At 40.2% G+C, this 19677-nt stretch carries 16 protein-coding genes; 10 read left to right on the top strand and 6 right to left on the bottom strand.

What is annotated here, in order from left to right; all coding sequences use genetic code 11:
• Positions 1-214: 214 nt before the first annotated feature.
• From metK to pcrA, 3 genes are all read left to right on the top strand, one after another.
• Positions 215-1477, top strand: coding sequence for a methionine adenosyltransferase (metK, locus tag ACM0OT_RS23250; protein ID WP_414542219.1), 1263 nt, complete (start codon positions 215-217; stop codon positions 1475-1477).
• A gap of 576 nt (positions 1478-2053) precedes the next feature.
• Positions 2054-3769: an ATP-binding protein gene (locus tag ACM0OT_RS23245; RefSeq protein ID WP_414566745.1), complete on the top strand. Its 1716-nt coding sequence runs from the start codon at positions 2054-2056 to the stop codon at positions 3767-3769.
• 143 nt (positions 3770-3912) lie between these two features.
• A complete protein-coding gene (gene pcrA, locus ACM0OT_RS23240; RefSeq protein WP_414566744.1) occupies positions 3913-6243 on the top strand; it encodes a DNA helicase PcrA in 2331 nt (776 codons plus the stop codon).
• 62 nt (positions 6244-6305) lie between these two features.
• Here the strand turns inward: pcrA and ACM0OT_RS23235 are convergent, their stop codons facing one another.
• The 4 genes from ACM0OT_RS23235 to ACM0OT_RS23220 form a co-directional block, all read right to left on the bottom strand.
• Complete coding sequence (locus ACM0OT_RS23235) at positions 6306-6602, bottom strand: antibiotic biosynthesis monooxygenase family protein (RefSeq protein ID WP_414566743.1); 297 nt, start codon at positions 6600-6602, stop codon at positions 6306-6308.
• A 63-nt stretch (positions 6603-6665) separates the two neighbouring features.
• On the bottom strand, positions 6666-7313 hold the full coding sequence (locus ACM0OT_RS23230; RefSeq protein ID WP_414566742.1) for a retron system putative HNH endonuclease: 648 nt from the start codon (positions 7311-7313) through the stop codon (positions 6666-6668).
• The gene (locus ACM0OT_RS23225; protein WP_414566741.1) at positions 7310-8569 is read right to left on the bottom strand and encodes an AAA family ATPase; all 1260 of its coding nucleotides are present in this window, start codon (positions 8567-8569) and stop codon (positions 7310-7312) included. The genes ACM0OT_RS23230 and ACM0OT_RS23225 overlap by 4 nt, the downstream gene beginning before the upstream one ends.
• Positions 8570-8635: 66 nt before the next feature.
• The gene (locus ACM0OT_RS23220) at positions 8636-9550 is read right to left on the bottom strand and encodes a metallophosphoesterase family protein (RefSeq protein WP_414566740.1); all 915 of its coding nucleotides are present in this window, start codon (positions 9548-9550) and stop codon (positions 8636-8638) included.
• A gap of 135 nt (positions 9551-9685) precedes the next feature.
• On the opposite strand from ACM0OT_RS23220, the gene ACM0OT_RS23215 reads away from it, so the two are divergent.
• The 5 genes from ACM0OT_RS23215 to ACM0OT_RS23195 all read left to right on the top strand — a co-directional run bounded on the left by ACM0OT_RS23215 (position 9686) and on the right by ACM0OT_RS23195 (position 14751).
• Positions 9686-10516 carry a hypothetical protein gene (locus ACM0OT_RS23215; protein ID WP_414566739.1) on the top strand — a complete coding sequence of 277 codons (831 nt, stop codon included), beginning with the start codon at positions 9686-9688 and terminating at the stop codon, positions 10514-10516.
• A gap of 15 nt (positions 10517-10531) precedes the next feature.
• The gene (locus ACM0OT_RS23210; RefSeq protein WP_414566738.1) at positions 10532-12292 is read left to right on the top strand and encodes a DUF389 domain-containing protein; all 1761 of its coding nucleotides are present in this window, start codon (positions 10532-10534) and stop codon (positions 12290-12292) included.
• Positions 12293-12356: 64 nt separating this feature from the next.
• The gene (locus tag ACM0OT_RS23205; RefSeq protein ID WP_414566737.1) at positions 12357-13256 is read left to right on the top strand and encodes a YihY/virulence factor BrkB family protein; all 900 of its coding nucleotides are present in this window, start codon (positions 12357-12359) and stop codon (positions 13254-13256) included.
• A 59-nt stretch (positions 13257-13315) separates the two neighbouring features.
• Positions 13316-13705: a DUF4112 domain-containing protein gene (locus tag ACM0OT_RS23200; protein WP_414566736.1), complete on the top strand. Its 390-nt coding sequence runs from the start codon at positions 13316-13318 to the stop codon at positions 13703-13705.
• A gap of 110 nt (positions 13706-13815) precedes the next feature.
• Positions 13816-14751: an alpha/beta fold hydrolase gene (locus tag ACM0OT_RS23195; RefSeq protein ID WP_414566735.1), complete on the top strand. Its 936-nt coding sequence runs from the start codon at positions 13816-13818 to the stop codon at positions 14749-14751.
• A 569-nt stretch (positions 14752-15320) separates the two neighbouring features.
• On the opposite strand, the gene ACM0OT_RS23190 is transcribed toward ACM0OT_RS23195, so the two are convergent.
• Positions 15321-15755, bottom strand: a complete 435-nt coding sequence (locus ACM0OT_RS23190; RefSeq protein WP_414566734.1) for a hypothetical protein — start codon at positions 15753-15755, stop codon at positions 15321-15323.
• 119 nt (positions 15756-15874) lie between these two features.
• Between ACM0OT_RS23190 and ACM0OT_RS23185 the strand changes: the two genes are divergently transcribed.
• Positions 15875-17746, top strand: a complete 1872-nt coding sequence (locus tag ACM0OT_RS23185) for a S8 family peptidase (protein ID WP_414566733.1) — start codon at positions 15875-15877, stop codon at positions 17744-17746.
• A gap of 132 nt (positions 17747-17878) precedes the next feature.
• Positions 17879-18103 carry a hypothetical protein gene (locus ACM0OT_RS23180; RefSeq protein ID WP_414566732.1) on the top strand — a complete coding sequence of 75 codons (225 nt, stop codon included), beginning with the start codon at positions 17879-17881 and terminating at the stop codon, positions 18101-18103.
• On the opposite strand, the gene ACM0OT_RS23175 is transcribed toward ACM0OT_RS23180, so the two are convergent.
• Positions 18100-18423 carry a thioredoxin family protein gene (locus ACM0OT_RS23175; protein ID WP_414566731.1) on the bottom strand — a complete coding sequence of 108 codons (324 nt, stop codon included), beginning with the start codon at positions 18421-18423 and terminating at the stop codon, positions 18100-18102. The genes ACM0OT_RS23180 and ACM0OT_RS23175 overlap by 4 nt on opposite strands.
• Positions 18424-19677: the final 1254 nt, after the last annotated feature.

Here is a 19677-nt window from a genome sequence, read left to right as displayed (position 1 = left end):
ATGGTTGTTTTACTGAAGCTCCGGTTTCAGCGAAGCAAGCCGGAGTACTTCACCTTTTCTGACAAAATACCGAATCTGAATTAGTAATTTTTCGCAAAGAAATTAAATACTAACTACTGAGTGTGTCAATATTGTTATGATTTCAGAAATTAGTAGCTGAACTAAAATATCCCAAATTTAGCCAGCGACAATTATTTTGAAGGAGGAATACTCTTTGTCTCGTCGCTATTTATTTACCTCCGAGTCTGTTACCGAAGGTCATCCAGATAAAATTTGCGATCAGATTTCTGATACGATTTTGGATGCCTTACTGACAGAAGATCCTACCAGTCGTGTAGCCGCTGAAGTAGTAGTTAATACTGGATTAGTTTTAATAACTGGTGAAATTACTAGCAAGGCTAACGTCAATTACGTCAACCTGGCTCGCCAGAAAATAGCTGAAATTGGCTATTTAGATGCTGTAAATGGTTTTTCTGCCAGCAGCACCAGCGTTCTGGTAGCTTTAGACGAACAATCACCCGATATAGCCCAAGGTGTTAACACCGCCCATGAAACACGCCAACAAAATAGTGATGAACTATTTGATACTATTGGCGCGGGTGATCAAGGTATCATGTTTGGCTTCGCTTGTAACGAAACACCAGAACTGATGCCTTTGCCTATTAGTTTGGCTCATCGTATTGCTCGCCGTCTAGCAGTAGTACGCAAAACAGGTAAATTACCCTACCTGCGCCCCGATGGTAAAACACAAGTTACTGTGGCTTACGAAAACGGGTATCCAGTAGGTATTGATACGATTCTGATTTCCACGCAGCACACAGAAGCTATCGGGGAAATCACAGATGAAGTAGCAATTCAAGCCAAGATTAAACAAGACCTGTGGTCAGTGGTGGTGGAACCGATTTTCGGTGACATTGACATTAAACCGGATCAAAAAACACGCTTTTTAGTCAACCCCACGGGCAAATTTGTCATTGGTGGCCCCCAAGGTGACTCTGGTCTGACAGGACGGAAAATTATTGTGGATACCTATGGTGGTTATTCCCGACATGGTGGTGGCGCTTTTTCGGGTAAAGACCCCACAAAGGTAGACCGTTCTGCGGCTTATGCTGCTCGTTATGTGGCCAAGAATATTGTGGCCGCTGGCCTAGCAGAAAAATGCGAAGTGCAGTTAAGTTATGCCATTGGTGTAGCGCGACCGGTGAGCATTTTTCTGGATACTTTTGGTACGGGCAAAGTGGATGATGAAATCTTGCTGGGATTAGTCAAACAAAACTTTGAACTACGACCGGCGGGGATTATTCATGTCTTCAATTTACGTAACTTACCAAGTGAACGAGGCGGACGTTTTTATCAGGACATCGCGGCTTACGGTCATTTGGGACGGAACGATTTAGATTTGCCTTGGGAACGTACCGATAAGGCGGAATTGTTGCAGCAACTTGTAACTCAACAGTTATCGGCAGCGATCGCCTAATAAAAAGTTAGGGTGTAGGGAGAAAGACTTTGGGCTAGTACCACAATCTTTCTTCCTTTTTTTTTAGCAGTACCCACGTTAACTATTTCTCAACCAGGACAGATACTCAATGAAAATTATTTGAGTATCTGTTTACTTCATGGTAAAATACTCTATGATTTACTGCTTCTATCAGGATATAGTTGATTTGAAGCTCCTGGACGAAAAGAATAAAGAGAAATTTTTGTATCAGAACTATGTATAGATTCCCCAGGATAGAGTTAAGATAGGGTAGCTTGTTAATCAACGGTCAGGATCTCATCACAATTCACCGAGCGTCAAGAACAGTGGTGAACATGGACAAGCCATTGCCGCCAAGTAAAAATATTTACTAACCAGGGATTTTTTGCTTTCACTAGGTATCTGTGTAAACATTCATATCAAAATTTATTAAAGATTAATGTACTCAGAAAAATTATCTAGTCAGCAAATTTGTGAGATTTTTATAAAAGAAGATAATGTTAATCATTAATCAATTTGATCGTACCAACAAAAATGATGCGGTCATATTTGCAGGAGGGTAAGGAGGTTTGGGGTATGCAAACTCAAAAGCCAATCCCTTTTGACAGCAGTTTAGAAAGTAAAAAAGTGCCAGCCGAAGAGCCTTCGATAGACGAACTCCCGACTATTGAATTTCCCACGCGAGGGAAACTCAAAGCCAGTTCCTGGCGCATACATCAGAAAATTGGCTACGGATATTTTGTGGCAATTGGAATTGGCTTTTTCGGTTCATTAACTGGGTTAGTAATCGCCAATTACTACCGAGGAAGAGAAATTAGGCAATTCAATCAAGCCCAAGAGCAAAGACAACTCCTTACAAATTATAAAGATGCAGTATTAGGGGCACAATTGCATAGCTCCAATTTAGTTGCAGTTTTGGAAAATTCACAACAACTGCTAAATAAAAAAGCTCAATTTCTCCAGAATGTGGAAACAGCGAAACAATTGGAGCAAGATATGGCTAAATTTGTCGCCAGGAATCCTCACGGATTAGCAGTACCTGGTGATAATTTACAGGCTTTATTACGAGAATATAAAACAAGCTTAGAATCTTACGTTAGGCAAATAGAGGATATTTTACAAGAAAATGACCCTGAAGAAGAGCAGGTAGCGATCGCCCGAGATGAGTTGCTGGAAATTATGCGTGGTGGAACTGCCATGCAGCTAGATAATTTAAGGTCTAGATTGAACAATATTCTGCAAACTGCTGAACGGGAAGAAGAAAAAAGACAACAAGATGTAGAACAGGCCAAGCAAGTTGAAAGACTTATTGTCATGATGAGTATGCTGGTGTCAGTGGCCATTGCAGCCATTGTCGCCTGGCGTACTAGTCGAGCGATCGCCGAACCAGTAATCACTGTCACCCAAGTAGCTGAACAAGTAGCCAGAAAATCTAATTTTGATTTACGCGCTCCCGTAACTACTGAAGATGAAATTGGCTTATTAGCCAAATCGCTCAACCGTCTGATTGAAAGAGTTTCTGAACGGACTAAAGAACTAGAACAAGCTAAAGAATTAGCAGAAGCTGCTAGCAAGGCAAAAAGTATATTTCTAGCAAATGTTAGTCACGAATTACGCACACCATTAAATGCAGTTATTGGCTTGAGTCAACTGCTTCAAGATGACGCTACTGATTTAAACTTATCAGGAGACTTCATTGCTGACCTGGAAACAATCAACTCTGCCGGTAGACATCTGCTAGAACTGATTAACGACATCCTTGATTTGTCAAAAATTGAAGCGGGAAAAATGACTCTCTACCCAGAGACGTTTCAGATCAGCACCTTAATTAATAACGTTGTACATACAGTCAAATCCGCTATAGACAAAAATAACAATATTCTGGAAGTTTATTGCGATGAGCATTTGGGCACAATGTACGCAGATCAAACTCGGATGCGGCAAGTGTTATTCAACTTACTCAGCAATGCCGCCAAGTTTACCACCAATGGTAAGGTAAGCTTAATAGTCCAGAGTGAAAAAACAGACATACTCCCAAATGCTCCTTTAGGTGTAATTAGCTTCACCGTGGCTGACACTGGTATTGGCATGTCTATTAGTCAACAGAAACAGTTATTTAAACCATTTACACAAGGGGATACATCAACGACAAAAAGATATGGTGGTACTGGATTGGGGTTAGCAATTAGTCGCCACTTTTGTCATATGATGGGTGGTGAAATTATGGTTAGAAGTCAGCTTGGGGTTGGGTCTACTTTCACTGTTCACCTACCATTGACTGTGCAAGATTAATGGTGTCCTCGGGACTGGGTACTAGAAATTGGGGAAATGACTAATAACTAATACCTAGAAGTTTTTGATTAATCTAGAATTGTAGTTGGTTATTACGATACTCTCAGAAGAAGCGGTTCTTTGCTCAGTCGCCCTGATTACCCATGACAACCACCATTGATTTCCTCAGCCACCTTAACCCCAGCCAACGTCAAGCCGTCGAACATTACTGCGGCCCATTGTTAGTTGTTGCTGGTGCAGGTTCCGGTAAAACACGCGCGCTGACTTATCGCATTGCTAATCTGATTCTCCAACATCGTGTCCATCCAGAAAATATCCTGGCGGTAACCTTCACGAATAAAGCCGCACGGGAAATGAAAGAACGGATTCAAAAAATATTTGCGGAACAATTGGCCATGAAACAACATGGTCAACGGTTTGATTTATTAACACAATATCAACAAACACAGTTGCGATCGCAGGTCTATAAAAACACTATCAAAGATTTGTGGTGTGGCACTTTTCATAGTTTATTTTCTCGGATACTCAGGTTTGATATTGAAAAATATCAAGATGAAAAAGGGCGGCGTTGGAATCGCAATTTTTCTATCTTTGATGAATCTGATGTGATCAGTCTGATGAAAGATATCGTCACCAAACAGTTAAATTTAGACGATAAAAAATTTGATGCTCGTTCTGTCCGCTACGCTATCAGTAACGCCAAAAACCAAGGCTTATCGCCCCAAGACTTCGAGCGCGAACAACCCAATTATCGGGGACGGGTGATAGCTAATGTCTATGATACTTATCAAGCAAGGTTAGCTGAAAATAATGCTCTCGATTTTGATGATTTGATTTTAGTTCCTACAAGATTATTTCAGCAAAACGAGCAAGTATTAGGTTACTGGCATCGTAAATTTGGACATATTCTTGTAGATGAATATCAAGATACCAACCGCACTCAGTATGACTTGATTCGCCTATTGGTGACGAATGGTGAAAACGAAAAGAGTGCTTGGGAATGGCGCAATCGCTCGGTTTTTGTTGTGGGTGACGCTGACCAGTCTATTTACAGCTTTAGAATGGCAGATTTCACCATTTTGCTGGAATTTCAGCAAGACTTTGGTGATGGTTTACCAGATGAAGATACCCGGTCAATGGTGAAGTTAGAAGAAAATTATCGCTCTTGTGAAAATATTCTCCAAGCAGCGAATGAACTAATTGAAAATAACACCCAAAGAATTGATAAAGTCCTCAAAGCCACACGGGGAGAGGGTGAGCAGATTTATTGTCACAAAGCCGATGATGAATTAGACGAAGCCGATTTTGTCATTCGGCAAATTAAGACCTTAGAACACCAAAACCCAGAGTTAGATTGGGGAAGTTTTGCCATTCTCTATCGTACCAACGCTCAATCACGTCCCTTTGAAGAACTGTTGGTGAGGAATCAAATTCCTTATACAGTGGTGGGAGGAATGAAATTTTACGATCGCAAAGAAATTAAAGATGTTATAGCTTATTTAAGAGCGATCGCTAATCCTTCGGATACAGTCAGTATATTACGAGTGATTAACACTCCCCGGCGAGGAATTGGGAAAGCCACCATTGACAACTTAGTGAACGCCTCCCAGCAATTAGGTACAAATTTGTGGGAAATTATTAGCGATGAAACCTCAGTCAATACATTAGCTGGACGTTCTGCTAAAGCTGTAAATAACTTTGCAGCCATGATTCGCAACTGTCAAGAACAAGTAGCAACGGTTCCAGTTTCCGAGTTGCTGACGGGACTTTTAGACGAGTCTGGTTACATTAAAGACTTGCAAAACCAAGGCACGGATGAAGCCGAAGACCGCATTCAAAACGTCCAAGAACTTTACAACGCCACACTACAATTCCAAGAAGAGAACGAAAATGAAGATGTCTCGCTTCCCGCCTTTTTGCAAAGTACCGCCCTCAGTTCTGATTTAGATAACCTCAAAGAAGGACAAACAGCCGTATCTTTGATGACATTGCATTCTTCCAAAGGGTTAGAATTTCCCGTGGTATTTTTGGTGGGGTTAGAACAGGGACTATTTCCCAATTACCGTTCTATGAACGACCCAGCATCTTTAGAAGAAGAACGTCGATTGTGTTATGTCGGCATTACTCGCGCCCAAGAACGGTTATATTTATCACATGCCCGTGAACGTCGCTTGTATGGTTCTCGAGAACCCGCCATGCGATCGCAGTTTCTGGATGAATTACCCGCAGAACTATTAGCTACTCGCAATCAAGTCCGTCATACACAGACTAAAACGGCTGCTAAAGCTGGTGGTAAGCCTTATACACCCTCTAATTGGCAAGTAGGCGATCGCGTCTTACATAAAACTTTTGGTCTTGGTGAAATTACGCACGTCTTCGGTGAAGCAAATAAAGTATCTGTGGCAATTAAATTTGCCAGTCTGGGGCAAAAAATTGTTGACCCCAGGATAGCGCAGTTACAAAGAGTGGAGTAATATTTATTGATTTTTGTCCTCTCAAAAAACAAGTGAGGAATTAATATCATGCTAAAAAAAATTTAAGCTAATTCTATTTCTTCAAAGTGTTCAACAGTGGGAAATGGCTCATAGAAATGATGCAGCAATTTTTTCCACTCTTGATATTCAGCAGAGCCTCTAAATTCTACAGTATGAGCTGCTAAATTATCCCATTTGACAAGTAACAAATATTTACCTTGAACTTCTATACATTTATGAAGTTCATGAGATAAGTATCCTTTCATTGACGAGATAATACTAGAAGCCTTTTTGAAAGCCGATTCAAAATCATCTTCAAGTCCGGGTTTGATATTCAGCATTACTGCTTCTAAAATCATTAACTTTTTCCTGAATCCAATTGATGTGATTTACTATAATGCGTTCTTTAACCTCTTAACAAATTAAAAATAATTCTTGAGTAAATAGATAATTGCAGCAGAAAACGGCGTATATTTTTCATTGCCATCAGGTTTGTCGTAACCTTGAGCTAGCTGCTGTATTTCTACATCGGTTAAACTATCAATATCTAGTAATACACCATCAATTGCCGCCTTTCGCATTTTTTGCAGCTTGTTAATATTAAGTGCAAGCTTATCAATTGTTGTTTCAGCCGCAACGGTTTGATCGGGATTATCTGTTGGCAAAATTTCACCAGAAGCAGGGTATTGAAAAAAATCTGCACAATTTATTCCCAGAGGCGAAACCATTAAAAGCTCATCATACCAATCTTTTTTCTTATGACCACAATGTACTGGAACTAGAGGAGGTTCTTCACTTTCCCCATGACATGAAGCAATGAGATTTGTGTACTTTAGTGCCAAATCTCGATAGTTAGTGCGAGGTTGGAGGTGTTCTATGTGGCTAGTTGTTCTAGTGATACGCATTCCACAATAGCAACAGATATAACCCTGTTCTTGTAGCAAAGCATCATGCACAATAGGTTTTTCTGGTGCTTGAAAATTATCCCAACGTGGTTTCCAATGATCATTTTCTAAAGCTTTCCAACTAGAAAACTCTGTTGGCTCGTGGCTTTTGCTAATGTACTTCATCGATTAAGAATTTCCTTGCGCCGGATGAGTACATCTGCTTTGACAAATTCTGGTTCATCTGAACCAATATCATTAACTAACTCTTGACGTAATTGTCTAGCACCTTCTAAATTGCCAGAATCAATTAATCTAAACAGTTCTAAAAGCCTTTCTTTAATGTCTTGTGGACGTTCAGGAACATCCATCAGGTCTTCTAAGATACTATTACTATCTTTACCAAACGAACTTTCCGGCCGTTTGGCAATAACACCATTATCTGTTTTTTCTAAAATATAAATTCCTTCAGGTTTAACATGGCTAATTACCTGAGGTGAATGTGTAGTTACAATAAATTGACAATTAGGAAATGTTCGTGTCAAAGCTGGAATAATTTCTCGTTGCCATTTTGGGTGTAAGTGTAGTTCAATTTCGTCAATTAACACCACTCCATTACCTTGTAATGGATCTTCTAAACCTGGGTTAGCAATTGCCAAACGTCTTGCTAAATCTCCTACCATTGCTAGCAAGCATTTTTCACCATCAGATAATTGATTAACTATGAGTTCTTCACCTTGCTTAATTACAGTCATTCTTAAGGGAGAACGCCGTACACGTAAGTTAGAAAAACTGGGTATCAATAAAGATATAGCTTGTCTGACTGCTTCTAATTGTATATCTTGATAATCACGGTTATCTCTTAGCAACTCACTTTCTAAATCTTCTCGATTTCTAAACCATTGAAAAAAGCTAGAAAAATCATTTCTGTTACCTATGAGTGCTTTCTCGTAAGCATCTATTTGTTTAAATTGAGTTTTTTTAGGAATTTCTAGACTAATATCAAGAACGGCACGATTTACAGAATAATATACTACTAATGGTAGATTATATTCAGGCTCATTTTGCCAATGTCGCCAAATTGCATTAGCAGCCGCTTTAATCTTTTTATGACCTGAATCTTGAGATACTCCATGATTTTTATAAATTCGGGATATCTCCCAATCTTCTTCTACACCTCTTAATAAAGCCGTAATCTTCAGTTTTGTGAATGAATCTTTATTAGAAATATCTTGTTCACTGAATGCTCTTATTTTTTCTGTTGGAGAAACACCTCCAATCCATTCCAGAAAACGAGAGAGTAAAAGAGATAGTGCATCTAAAATACTAGATTTTCCTACTCCATTAATACCAATCAATACAGTCGGTTCATTTTCATTAAAATCCAATGTCAAATCGCCGATTCCCCGGAATGATTGCATTTTTAGGCGCTTGACTTTCATAGTTTTAAATTAACTGAATAGAACGTATTGGGTGGGCAAGTACCCACCCAACAATTTTTAATTAACTTAAGCAGATTTAAACTTAATGACACCTTTGTCAAAAATCTTTTTATCAGTACCCATTGTATTTATTTCAATTCTATCTGGATACACATCATAAGCAGCAAAAGCCAACCTTTCAGCAGAATGTTCTGTCCACTTAGAACGTCCTGTAGGACGAACACCGGCACCACTACCAGTAGTTAAATAAGTTGTGCCTTCAATAGCACGCGTGCGCTCATAATGATGGTCGTGTCCATTGATGTAAAGTTGCACATTGTACTTTTTAAATAAAGGTACAAAGCGTTTAATCAGTGATTGACTTACACCATAGTGTCCCGATGAATAAAATGGGTCATGCCCAAATACTACCTTCCACGGTGCGTCACTGCGCCTTAATTCTTGTTCTAACCAAACTACTTGGTTTTTCCAATCAGCATTGCGGTTAGTATCTAAAGCAAAAAATTGCACTGCGTCACGGCGAAATGTGTAATAACGCCCTTGCATATTAAAGCCGGGATATTTAATTTGTGGGTTACCGTTCTCAGTACGAATATCATGATTGCCTAAACAAGCGTGAAATTTGACATCCTGAGACAGTAAATTTTTGTAGGGACGCTCAAAAACTGCACCTATTTTTTCAATTTCGCCATCGTTATAAATGTTGTCTCCAGCTAAAACTACCAAATCATAAGGATTTCGTTGGTGATAAAAATTCATGGCGTCAGCTACAGCATATTGACCTTTAGCGCCAGTTCCGGTATCCGCAACGGAGGCAAAACGTAATAGCAAGTCATTTTGGGGTGGGGTGGCGGCTATAACTGTTGAGTCAGCAATATTCGCAACTTGATTATTTTGACGAGTTAACGTCCAACCGAGAAGTCCTGTACCTAGAGTGCCGAGGCTACTTAAAAATAAAAATTGACGGCGTTTCAGGCTCATAAACTCACCAAAACTTATTAACTAGTCAGTTTAGCCCAAGTAGCAAGAGCATTGAAGTGATACATTAAGGCAAAAGAGGCAGCAGTAAGAATGCTGGTCATTTGTCTTTGATTCGCTGCTTTTGGTGAAAGTTCCATGTCACAAGACAATCTCAATTCACAACCCCCTGATTCCCGCCAACCACCTTTTTGGAAAGTCAAAATCATCCAAGTTCTTCGTGGGACGATTGGTATTTTAGAAACTGCGGTAGTCAAACTGGAGACTGCACCCCCAGTAGGTACTGAAGCAACACCCAGTGTTTGGCAACGTCTGGAAACACAATGGAATCGATTTTTAAGACAAGTCCGTTTGTTTTTACCATCAAATGTATCTAATAACTTGTCAGATACGGTATTGACAGGAATTTTGACAGTAATGACTGTAGCTATATTTTGGACAACTGCAACTTTGTTGACTAAAAATCCGACTGAAATAGCAACAGTCCCACCAGTTGAGGAGGTTCCTGTACCAACGCCAACTCCTACGATTACTGTTCCACCAGAATTAACCACACCAGAACCACAGCCACTAGAGGAAATTACACCAGAACCAACACCGGAGCCAACACCAACACCAACACCAACGCCGACACTGACTCCAAAGCCAATTATCAACTTGACACCAGAGCAAACCCTGATTGCAGCTATTGAAAATCAAGTAGCCGAAATAAGCGATCGCTTTGCCTCTGGTTTGATAGAGTCAATACAAGCTAACTTCCGCACTAGCAATCTCACTGTCAAAATTAACGATAATTGGTACACACTCGCAGAATCGCAACAAAACAAACTAGCTGCGGAAATATTACAACGCTCTCAAGAACTTGATTTTACCCATCTAGAAATTGTCGATTCCCAAGATAAGCTAATAGCGCGTAACCCAGTTGTGGGTAATGAGATGATTATTCTCAATCGGCAGACATCAACTTAAAAAGTAGAGTTAAATATGTTTAGAGACTGGTTTTCCCAGAACTTGGGAGTTGGTCAGGCTCGTAAAGAACAAGTATATCTGGAGATATGCAGTTCACTGAGTCTTGATGATCTGAGCTATTGGATTCAAGTTTTGTTATCCGCTGGTATTGCTACCCTCGGACTAGTCTTGAACAGTCCCGCTGTCATCATTGGCGCGATGCTGATTTCTCCATTGATGGGAGGTATCCTCGCCAATGGACTGGCCCTCGCTGCGGGTGATGTAATTTTGGCTATGCGGGCATTAATCAATCTAATTTTGAGTTGTTTTGTTGCTATTTCCTTTGCCATGATTTTGGTATCATTGCTGCCATTTAAGGAAGTAACTAGTGAAATTTTGGCTAGAACTCGACCTAATATTTTAGATTTGGTAGTGGCGCTCTTTTCTGGTGCGGTGGGTTCAGTTGCTATTTGTAAAGAACCCAAAGGAGTAGCAACTTCTATTCCTGGTGTAGCTATTGCGGTTGCTTTAATGCCCCCATTATGTGTTGTAGGTTATGGCATGGGGATAGCTCTAAATGTGAATTTTACTAACGGTTTCCGAATTGCTAGTGGTGGTGGCTTACTCTTTTTCACCAACTTGGTAGCAATTACATTTACCGCCATGCTAGTTTTTTTAGGTTTGCATATAGATAATAATCAGGTGCGCGCAAAAGTTAGAGAATGGCGGGCAGCACATCAAGAAAGTATCTGGATACAGAGCATTTTGGAGCAATTACCTATTTATGGCAAGCTAAAAAAAATTGGTTCTTTGCCGGGTAGATTCTTGTTGATTTTTTTTACAATTGTGGTGATTATCTTCCCACTCAATCGATCTCTTAGTCAACTCAGACAAGAAATTTCGTTGCAGCAACAAGAGAATCTGATTCGTCGTACAGCTACAGATTTGTGGCAGAAAAACTTTGCCACTTTTCCTAATGGTGAATCACGTTCTTATATCAGTAGTATGGTGGCCGCAGAACGCAACAATAGGCTGACAGTGCAACTTCAGGTGTTTACTAGTCAACAATACACCCCAGATGAACAAGATATTTATGTGCAACAACTAGCCTCGCGTTTGGGCAGATCTGCCGATTCGTTATCACTCAAACTGATTGAAATTCCTACCGCCTCAAACGAACTTTTACGCCCAGTCCGCGAAGAAAGGATTCCTGAACCAATAATTACTATTGCTCAATTACAATCAAGTTTTGTGCAAGAAGTCCAATCTGCTTTGAGTGATTTGAGGCTACCCCAGCCAGCGGAACTAATAAATTACGAGTTAATCACTAGTCCTATTTCACCCTTAAGTATTCGATTACTGTATCTGAGTGAGCGTGATATTGATGGAGATGCTCAAATACTCATTGCCGATAACATCAGAACTAGGTTGAATTACCAGTCTGCCCAGGTGACTATGCAGAGAATAGATAGTTCTGTGGGAGAAATTTTGTTTGAGGATGAGAAATCAACGTTGACGACAGATAACAGGGAATTATTAGACAGAATTGGTCAAATTTTGCAGCAACAGCCAAAATTAAGGCTGGAAATGGTAGTTAACCAAGAAGAAAATGAGCTAGCTGAAATTGTCCAATTGCGATCGCAAGCTATTACAACATACCTCCAGTCAAATTGGCAAATCAGTGAGGACAGAATAAACTGGCAAATAGGAACAGAGTCTCAACGTAGCGCCATACTCCAACTTACGGTAAAATCACTGAGAAAGTCACCAGTTGCAAAGATACCCGCATCCTCTTAAATCCAATACGAAGAAATAATCGGTTTTTCTCTTGTTAATTGATTAACAAGCTGCAACCTTAGTTATGCCAAAGACTCTTTTTGTCAGCTTCTTTCGCCACCTTAATTGGCGCGTACTCAAACAAACTTTTACCAGAACAACCGAAAGGCGACTTTTAGGACTTGGCTCAGAAATCGCTTTCAATGCAATGTTATCGTTGTTTCCGGCGATTATTGCCCTACTGACAGCCATCGGTTTATTTGAAGAATCCTTACAAGCAACTTTTAAACAGTTGGCGGCTCAAATCAGTCAAGTTGCACCAGAAGAAGTGCTAGTTTTAATTCGTGATTTTGCGGCCAGAGAAATCACTAATTCTAGAAATGGTGGTTTGTTTTCTCTCAGCTTTGTAATTGCTATTTGGACTGCTTCTGGGGCCATAAGTACTGCTATGACTGCCTTTGATCAAATTCATCAAATTCCCGCCCAAAAGACACGCCCTTTTTGGAAAGCCAAGCTTGTTTCTCTAGGATTAACAGTCGGTACTATCTTACTGTTGGTGTTGGCTTCCTTCTTAGTGTTTATTAGCGATTTACTCCTAGGAATGGTGGTGCGTGAAAATGGTTATTTGATTTTCTTGTTGCATCTTTGGCAATTGTTGAGATGGCCTTTAGCTTTGGGTATTGTGGCTAGCGCCTTTGGCTTAGTTTATCGCTATGGCCCTAGCGTCTGGAATTCCGGTACGCCAATGATGCCAGGAGCAATATTAGCAGCTATTTTCTGGGCAATTTTGTCAGGCTTATTTCGGGCTTATGTAGCCAATTTCGGCAACTACAACAAAGTCTATGGTGCTGTAGGCACTGTCATAGTTTTAATGTTGTGGCTGTGGATGAGTGCTGCTGTTATGCTAGTAGGCGATCAATTAAACGTGACTGTGGGTGAACAGATGCGGTCAAAAGCAAATAAAAATTTATTAGACAAGCCATAAAATAGTAAATACTATAGTATAATATCTAACTATTTAACCGCAGACAAGCGATCGCCTGAATGCCTGATTCTTATCGACCGGTTTCTCATCTTAATTCTGATGCTCAAGCACTGACACTAAATCGGCTGCGTCACCTAAGCCGCTTCTTAGATAAAGTTGTGACTATTCCCGGAACACCAATTCATATTGGTCTAGATCCGCTGGTAGGATTTATACCTGTTGGTGGTGATTTGTTAGGATTCATCCTTGCTAGTTACATTGTCATAGAAGCTGCTCGGTTAGGTGTACCTAAAGGTACTTTGATGAGAATGTTGTTTAATATATTGATCGACGGTTTTGTAGGCAGCATCCCAGGCATGGGAGACTTATTTGATTTTGTTTGGACAGCTAATGTGTATAATATGAAACTGTTAGAAGAACACTTAAATTTTCCCCCATCAAAAAAATAGATTTAGCAGAATTATTATTAGTTGCCATTGTCTGAATAGCATTCACGTGATACTAATTAGAATGCTGTAGCCAGCTTTAATTGGCATTTTAACAAATTGTTAACAAAAGAATGAAAGATTGGTGGCAAGTTACATTTCCACAAGGAAGGCAAAATCTAACTATTACTGATGCACATGGATATCCTGTGCAAATTGCTTACGGTGAAATAGGCACAGGTAAGCCGTTAGTTTTATTACATGGTATGGGTGCTTGGAGCTACAATTGGCGTCACAACATTGCTCCTTTATCTCAATATTTTCGGGTAATTTGCTTTGATGCTAAAGGATATGGGTTTTCGGAAAAACCTCAGTCTCGCCGAGAAAAAAACGGGCATCAAATTATTGAACTAGAGCGAATTTTGCAAGAATTATGTGATGAACCCGCCGTAATTGTCGCCGAATCTTTAGGAGGATTAGTTGGTCTGGCCCTTGCTCAACATAATCCCCAATTAATAGCACGGTTAATAGTTGTCAATGTGCCTATTTTTACTGAACGCTTACCCCATTGGGCAATGTGGTTACTTGCCCAAACACCGCTAGAAATATTACAAACAATAGATTCTTTGCGTTTAACGTATTTATTTGCACCTCTGTTTAGAGAAATTATGGCAATGGAAAGGCGTGCAGTGCTTTTCGACCCATCACTTTTAACACAAGAAGATGTGTATTGGATAACTTATCCATTTATTGAGCTTCCTGGCACTATTTTAAAAGTCGGTGAAGAATTACAAATAGCTGCGCGAGAAATTGAGCATTGGCAAGTAAATAAACCGAATATGCTCAGTCAAATTCAAAATAAGTTGGGTGATATTAGATGTCCTACACTCATTCTATGGGGAGACAAAGATAGTTGGTTTCCTGCTAATCATGGGCAGAAGTTACATCAAAGTATTCCCAACTCCCAGCTAAAAATTTTAGATAACTGCTGTCACGATGCCTCATCTGGTTCTGCTGAAGTTTTAAATGCGGCTATTATTGAGTTTTTACAAGATACAAATTTCTTTTAAAGTTATTACATAAAAAAAGAGTGAGAGGAGGCATACCAATCGCCTCGAATCTCTCACTCAGGCATTTCTCACTGTAGTGTTCAGGAACATATACAGACGCTGCCCTGTATTTAGGGGGCTATTTTATACGTTATTGACAACGCCTATACACATCTATTATTCCTGGTGTGACAAATGCCAAGTCTGACAATTAATGTTTGTTTGCTTAAAAAACCATCTTTGAAAAATTAACTAATAATAGATAGATTTTTTAGTCCATGAAAAACAATTCTAGATAATAGTAACCAAAGTAATTTAGCTATTTGGTTATACCTGATAACAAAACTCTTGCTTTTCTTTATGTTCTATAATCTAACTCAGTTCAACTCATCCTGGTTGCCATTTTGGCAAGTTTTTCAATTTTTTGAAATAGCTACAGTAATGCTGATTGTGAAAAATTTCAGGCATGTCAGGTGAGACTTGCCCACCAAAGCCTAGATTTCTATTGCCTATTGCATACCTACACCACGCCAGTTATCAAAAATCAAAGCGGACTACTATATCTAGCGATCACTATAATTAATTCATCACTACTCATGGTGTGGTAACTTTAGGCTAGGCAAGACTCCCTGCAAATACTTACCCCATTTTGCTGCTAAAGGAATTTCCGTAAACGGAACGCGCACTGACTCAGTAGATGTGGAAAATAAAAATTCCAACTCAATAGTACGACCTTTTTCTGGTGGTGATTCAGTAGCTACTACTTTGTCATCTACCAAAAGTCGTATTTCTTTGACATCCAGCAAAGAAAAGGTTGCTAAATTAATTGGGCCTTGCGGTGTGGGCTTTCCCCAAGTTATCTTTTGCTCTTTTTGACCCATGACAGCATAAATATCATACTTAGCTCTGTCAAAATTTTCCGCCCACACGCGATATGCTTCAACTTTTTGATATTCCTTAGCGCCCTGCCAAGCCAACCAAAAAAAAGCTACTAACAAAGGCAACCATAAAAGACCACGTTCCATTGTTTAAACAAGTCCTAAATCTTGTGTGAATGTTGTAACTAAAGTGCAAACTACACCAACCAGGGACATAGATAAGTTATGGTAGTGAACAAACTGGCAAAAAGCGGTGATCAGTTAATATGAAAAGACTTATATTATTGTGCTTGTTTGTCATTGGGCTGGGGGCTGCGGTTTTTGGGTTCCTGAATTTTCAGGGATTGGCAGCTAAAGGCGAATTTGAGACGATTTTGCTGGATTTTAGCGAAGATGTGCCTACAGAATTGGTACAGCAGAAATTACAAGCGATCGCTCAAGAATACAACGTCACACCCAGATTAGACAATCAGTTTTCAGCGCGAGATCATGTGTATATTATTGAAGGCGATCGCCAGAGACTCAAAGAACTGAAAAAATCTCGATTCGCCGAATTTACACAAATAATCGAGCCGAATTACATCTATAGAAAGATTCCTCAACCAGCCGCGGTAACTGGTTCAAGAGCAACTTCACCATCTCAAAATAATACAGCCCAGCCTTCATTGAAAGGCCCCAACGACCAATATTACAGTAAACAGTGGAACCTGCACAATATCGGCATGGAAGGCGCCTGGGGACAAACCAAAGGCTCTGGTGTCACAGTAGCAGTGATTGACACTGGCATCACTAAGGTGCGTGACCTGCAAGAAACGAAATTTGTCAAAGGCTATGATTTCGTTAACGACCGAGAAGAAGCCACCGATGATAACGGGCATGGAACCCACGTTGCCGGCACCATAGCCGAAGCTACCAATAATAATTATGGCGTAGCTGGCATCGCTTACGAAGCTAACCTCATGCCTTTGAAAGTACTCAGTGCCTATGGCGGTGGTACCGTTGCTGATATTGCCGAAGCCATTAAATTTGCTGCTGACAATGGAGCAGATGTAATTAATATGAGCCTTGGTGGCAGTGGCGAAAGTCAATTAATGAAACAAGCCATCGAATATGCCTACAAAAAAGGCGTAACCATAGTAGCTGCGGCCGGCAATGAAAATGATAATGGTGCCAGTTATCCAGCCCGTTACCCCTATGTAATTGGCGTTTCCGCCTTTGGCCCCAACGGAGAAAAAGCCCCTTATTCCAACTTTGGTGCTGGGGTAGATATCTCCGCCCCCGGTGGTAGTGATGCCGGTAAAATTCTGCAAGAAACCATAGACCCCGAAAACAACGGCGAAGGAGTATTTTTGGAACTCCAGGGTACAAGCATGGCTTCTCCCCACGTTGCAGGTGTCGCAGCATTAATTAAAGCTAGTGGCATTAACGAACCAGAAGAAATTTTAAAAGTCCTCAAGCAGTCAGCAAGAGTTATCCAGGATGATAGCTTAAACTACTATGGTGCTGGACAACTGAACGCTGAAGCCGCAGTCAAACTAGCCACTGAAGGACAAATCAGTTTCCAAGACTTCTTCCGCTGGTTGCGCGATAACGGCTATCTCAACCCCCGCTTTTGGATTGATGGCGGTGCTGTAGCACTTGTACCCAAACTCCTGATGGTATTAGGTTCCTATCTACTAGCATGGTTTTTGCGAGTTTACTTCCCCTTCACCTGGAGTTGGTCATTATCCAGCGGCTTAATTGCTGGTAGTTCTGGTTTATTCTTCCTCAGAGGATTATATATTTTTGACCTACCCCAATGGCCTTTCCGGGTTCTAGGCAGTTCCATTCCCGAACTAGGCAATACCCTGCAAGGAGCCAACGCCTTAAATCCACTATTTGCCAGCGTATTAATTCCTCTTGTATTAATAGCATTACTATTAGGACATCCCAGTTGGAAATGGTTTGCCATTGGTTCCACCCTAGGCATAGCAGCCTTTTTAACAGTCAGCGCCATTTATGACCCAGCTGTTTGGGGCTTAGGAAGCAGTTACCTAGCTCGCAGCTTCCTCATAATCAATGCCCTACTTTGTTATGGATTAGCTCGTTTAGCATTGAAAAACGACGAAGAGGGAATAGGGGCTAGGGTCGAAAAGTAGTCGAAAAGTAGGTTGGGTTAAGCGTAGCGCCACCCAACACAGCCAACTTGACTTCACAAGCGGCACTAGTCTCACCTCCCCATCCCCCTCATCATTTCCCACTCCCTACTCCTTACTCCCCACTCCTCAACTATGAGCATTACAGTTACAGGAAAAATTCAACGCCGAGACATTGGTACTGGCGCTTGGGCGTTAGTCACAGACGATGGTGTTACTTACGAAATCCTCAGAGGTGCTGACAAAAACTTACTCAAAGCCGGACAAGCCGCAAAAGTCACAGGACAAATACGGGAAGATATTATGACCACAGCCATGATTGGCCCCGTCCTAGAAGTGAAAGCCTATGAAGTCATCTAGTTTTGACCAGCCATCGAATTGAGAACTTCTTGTAGACGAGTTCTAAACTCACCTTTGGGATGACCCCCTTTTACTTCACCCATAATCTGAAATTCCCCTTCGGGAGATTCACAGATAATATAAGTGGGCCATCCCATCTCTGATTTATCTGGATACTGAGACAGCAATATCTTTCGATACTTGCGGTAACTAGCTGTGTCTTGCATTTTCACATCAATAAATTGCAACCCCAGCTCTTCAGCCACTTTTTTGTCATAAAAAGACATTTTGTGGCAGATACCGCACTCTTCTGAAGAAAACTTAATAACAGCTAAACTCATTTGGCTCTGCGCTTTTCTTGACTTAGGCAGTGTACTTTAGCAAAAACTCTAAGGGAGCGTAGCATATTGCTAGCAACCCAACAATAAAATTATAGAAAAAATTAATAGCTTTGCTACAAGATTGGCAGATATACCCTTTAGATACTTTGTAGTTCATCAGGTAATGACAATATCTGTATGAGCAAAGCGGTATAGTAGGCTAGCCAAATTCATCAAAAAGCTTGCTATGAGATGATCCCCTAGCTTTTAACAGTGGAAAACTTTCCAGCCAATCAGTAAATAATCTAGATAACTAACCAAAAATTATGGTAGGATAGATTAAACTACAATACACAACAGCTACATGTAGTTTGTCAGGGATAAAGTAGCTAAATTTATGCATCTTTAATAAAAATTGCAAATAGGCAATACCAATTCACTATTTTTGTAATAGTGTTATGGTGAATCAATCTAGAAAATAGCATAGACACTAAAAGTATTTTATGAAGCCTCATTTGGTGGAGAGAATACTAACTAGAGTTTGAAGCTAGGTTTGGTCAACAAATTATGACACGAAAAGCAATAAAAAACTAAATTATAGTAGAATGTTTTGACAATCTTGCGTTAGAATGTTGCCCTAAGCAACTACAAATGAGCCAAGGCTATAAGTCAAAGATTTTTTCTAAAACCCCGCAAAGTCTTTGTCAAGTGGGGGAGTTAGTTATCAGGGTGTATCTACTAATTAAATGTTCTCAGATTAAATAAAGTCCTCCGGATGAATTTGTCCTTTGGTCGTCTGTTATTTTTCTGAAATAAAAAAATCCCCCAGCGGTGGCAGCCAGCCAGGGGAGTTAGTTATCAGGGTGTATCTACCAATAAACCTTTCTAGGAATAAACAACATGTTCCGGATAAAATCGTCACAAATAGGGATATTGGTGGGATTCACCATAAAAAAATCTCCCATTGGTGGCAGTCTGCTAGAGGAGTTAGTTATCAGGGCGAATTTATCAACAGTCTGTTTTAAAATTTCATAGAGTTTGTTCTGGACAAAATTTTCATTAGTGTTATGATGATTGCTGTTTATAGAACAAAAAAATCCCCCAACGGGTGTTAGCCAGCCAGGGGAATTATTATCAGGGTGCATCTACTAATTTAATCTTCTAATCGCAACTACCATTTTCCGGAAAATTACTATAATCATGATGACTGTTCGTTAAACAAAAAATCCCCCAACGGGTGTTAGCCAGCCAGGGGAGTTAGTTATCAGGGTGCAT

Source organism: Anabaena sp. CCY 9613 (assembly GCF_963920895.1).
Classification (GTDB): domain Bacteria; phylum Cyanobacteriota; class Cyanobacteriia; order Cyanobacteriales; family Nostocaceae; genus Cyanocohniella.
The sequence above is the reverse complement of the archived record's forward strand: the minus strand, read 5'-3'. Positions and strand labels throughout refer to the sequence as shown.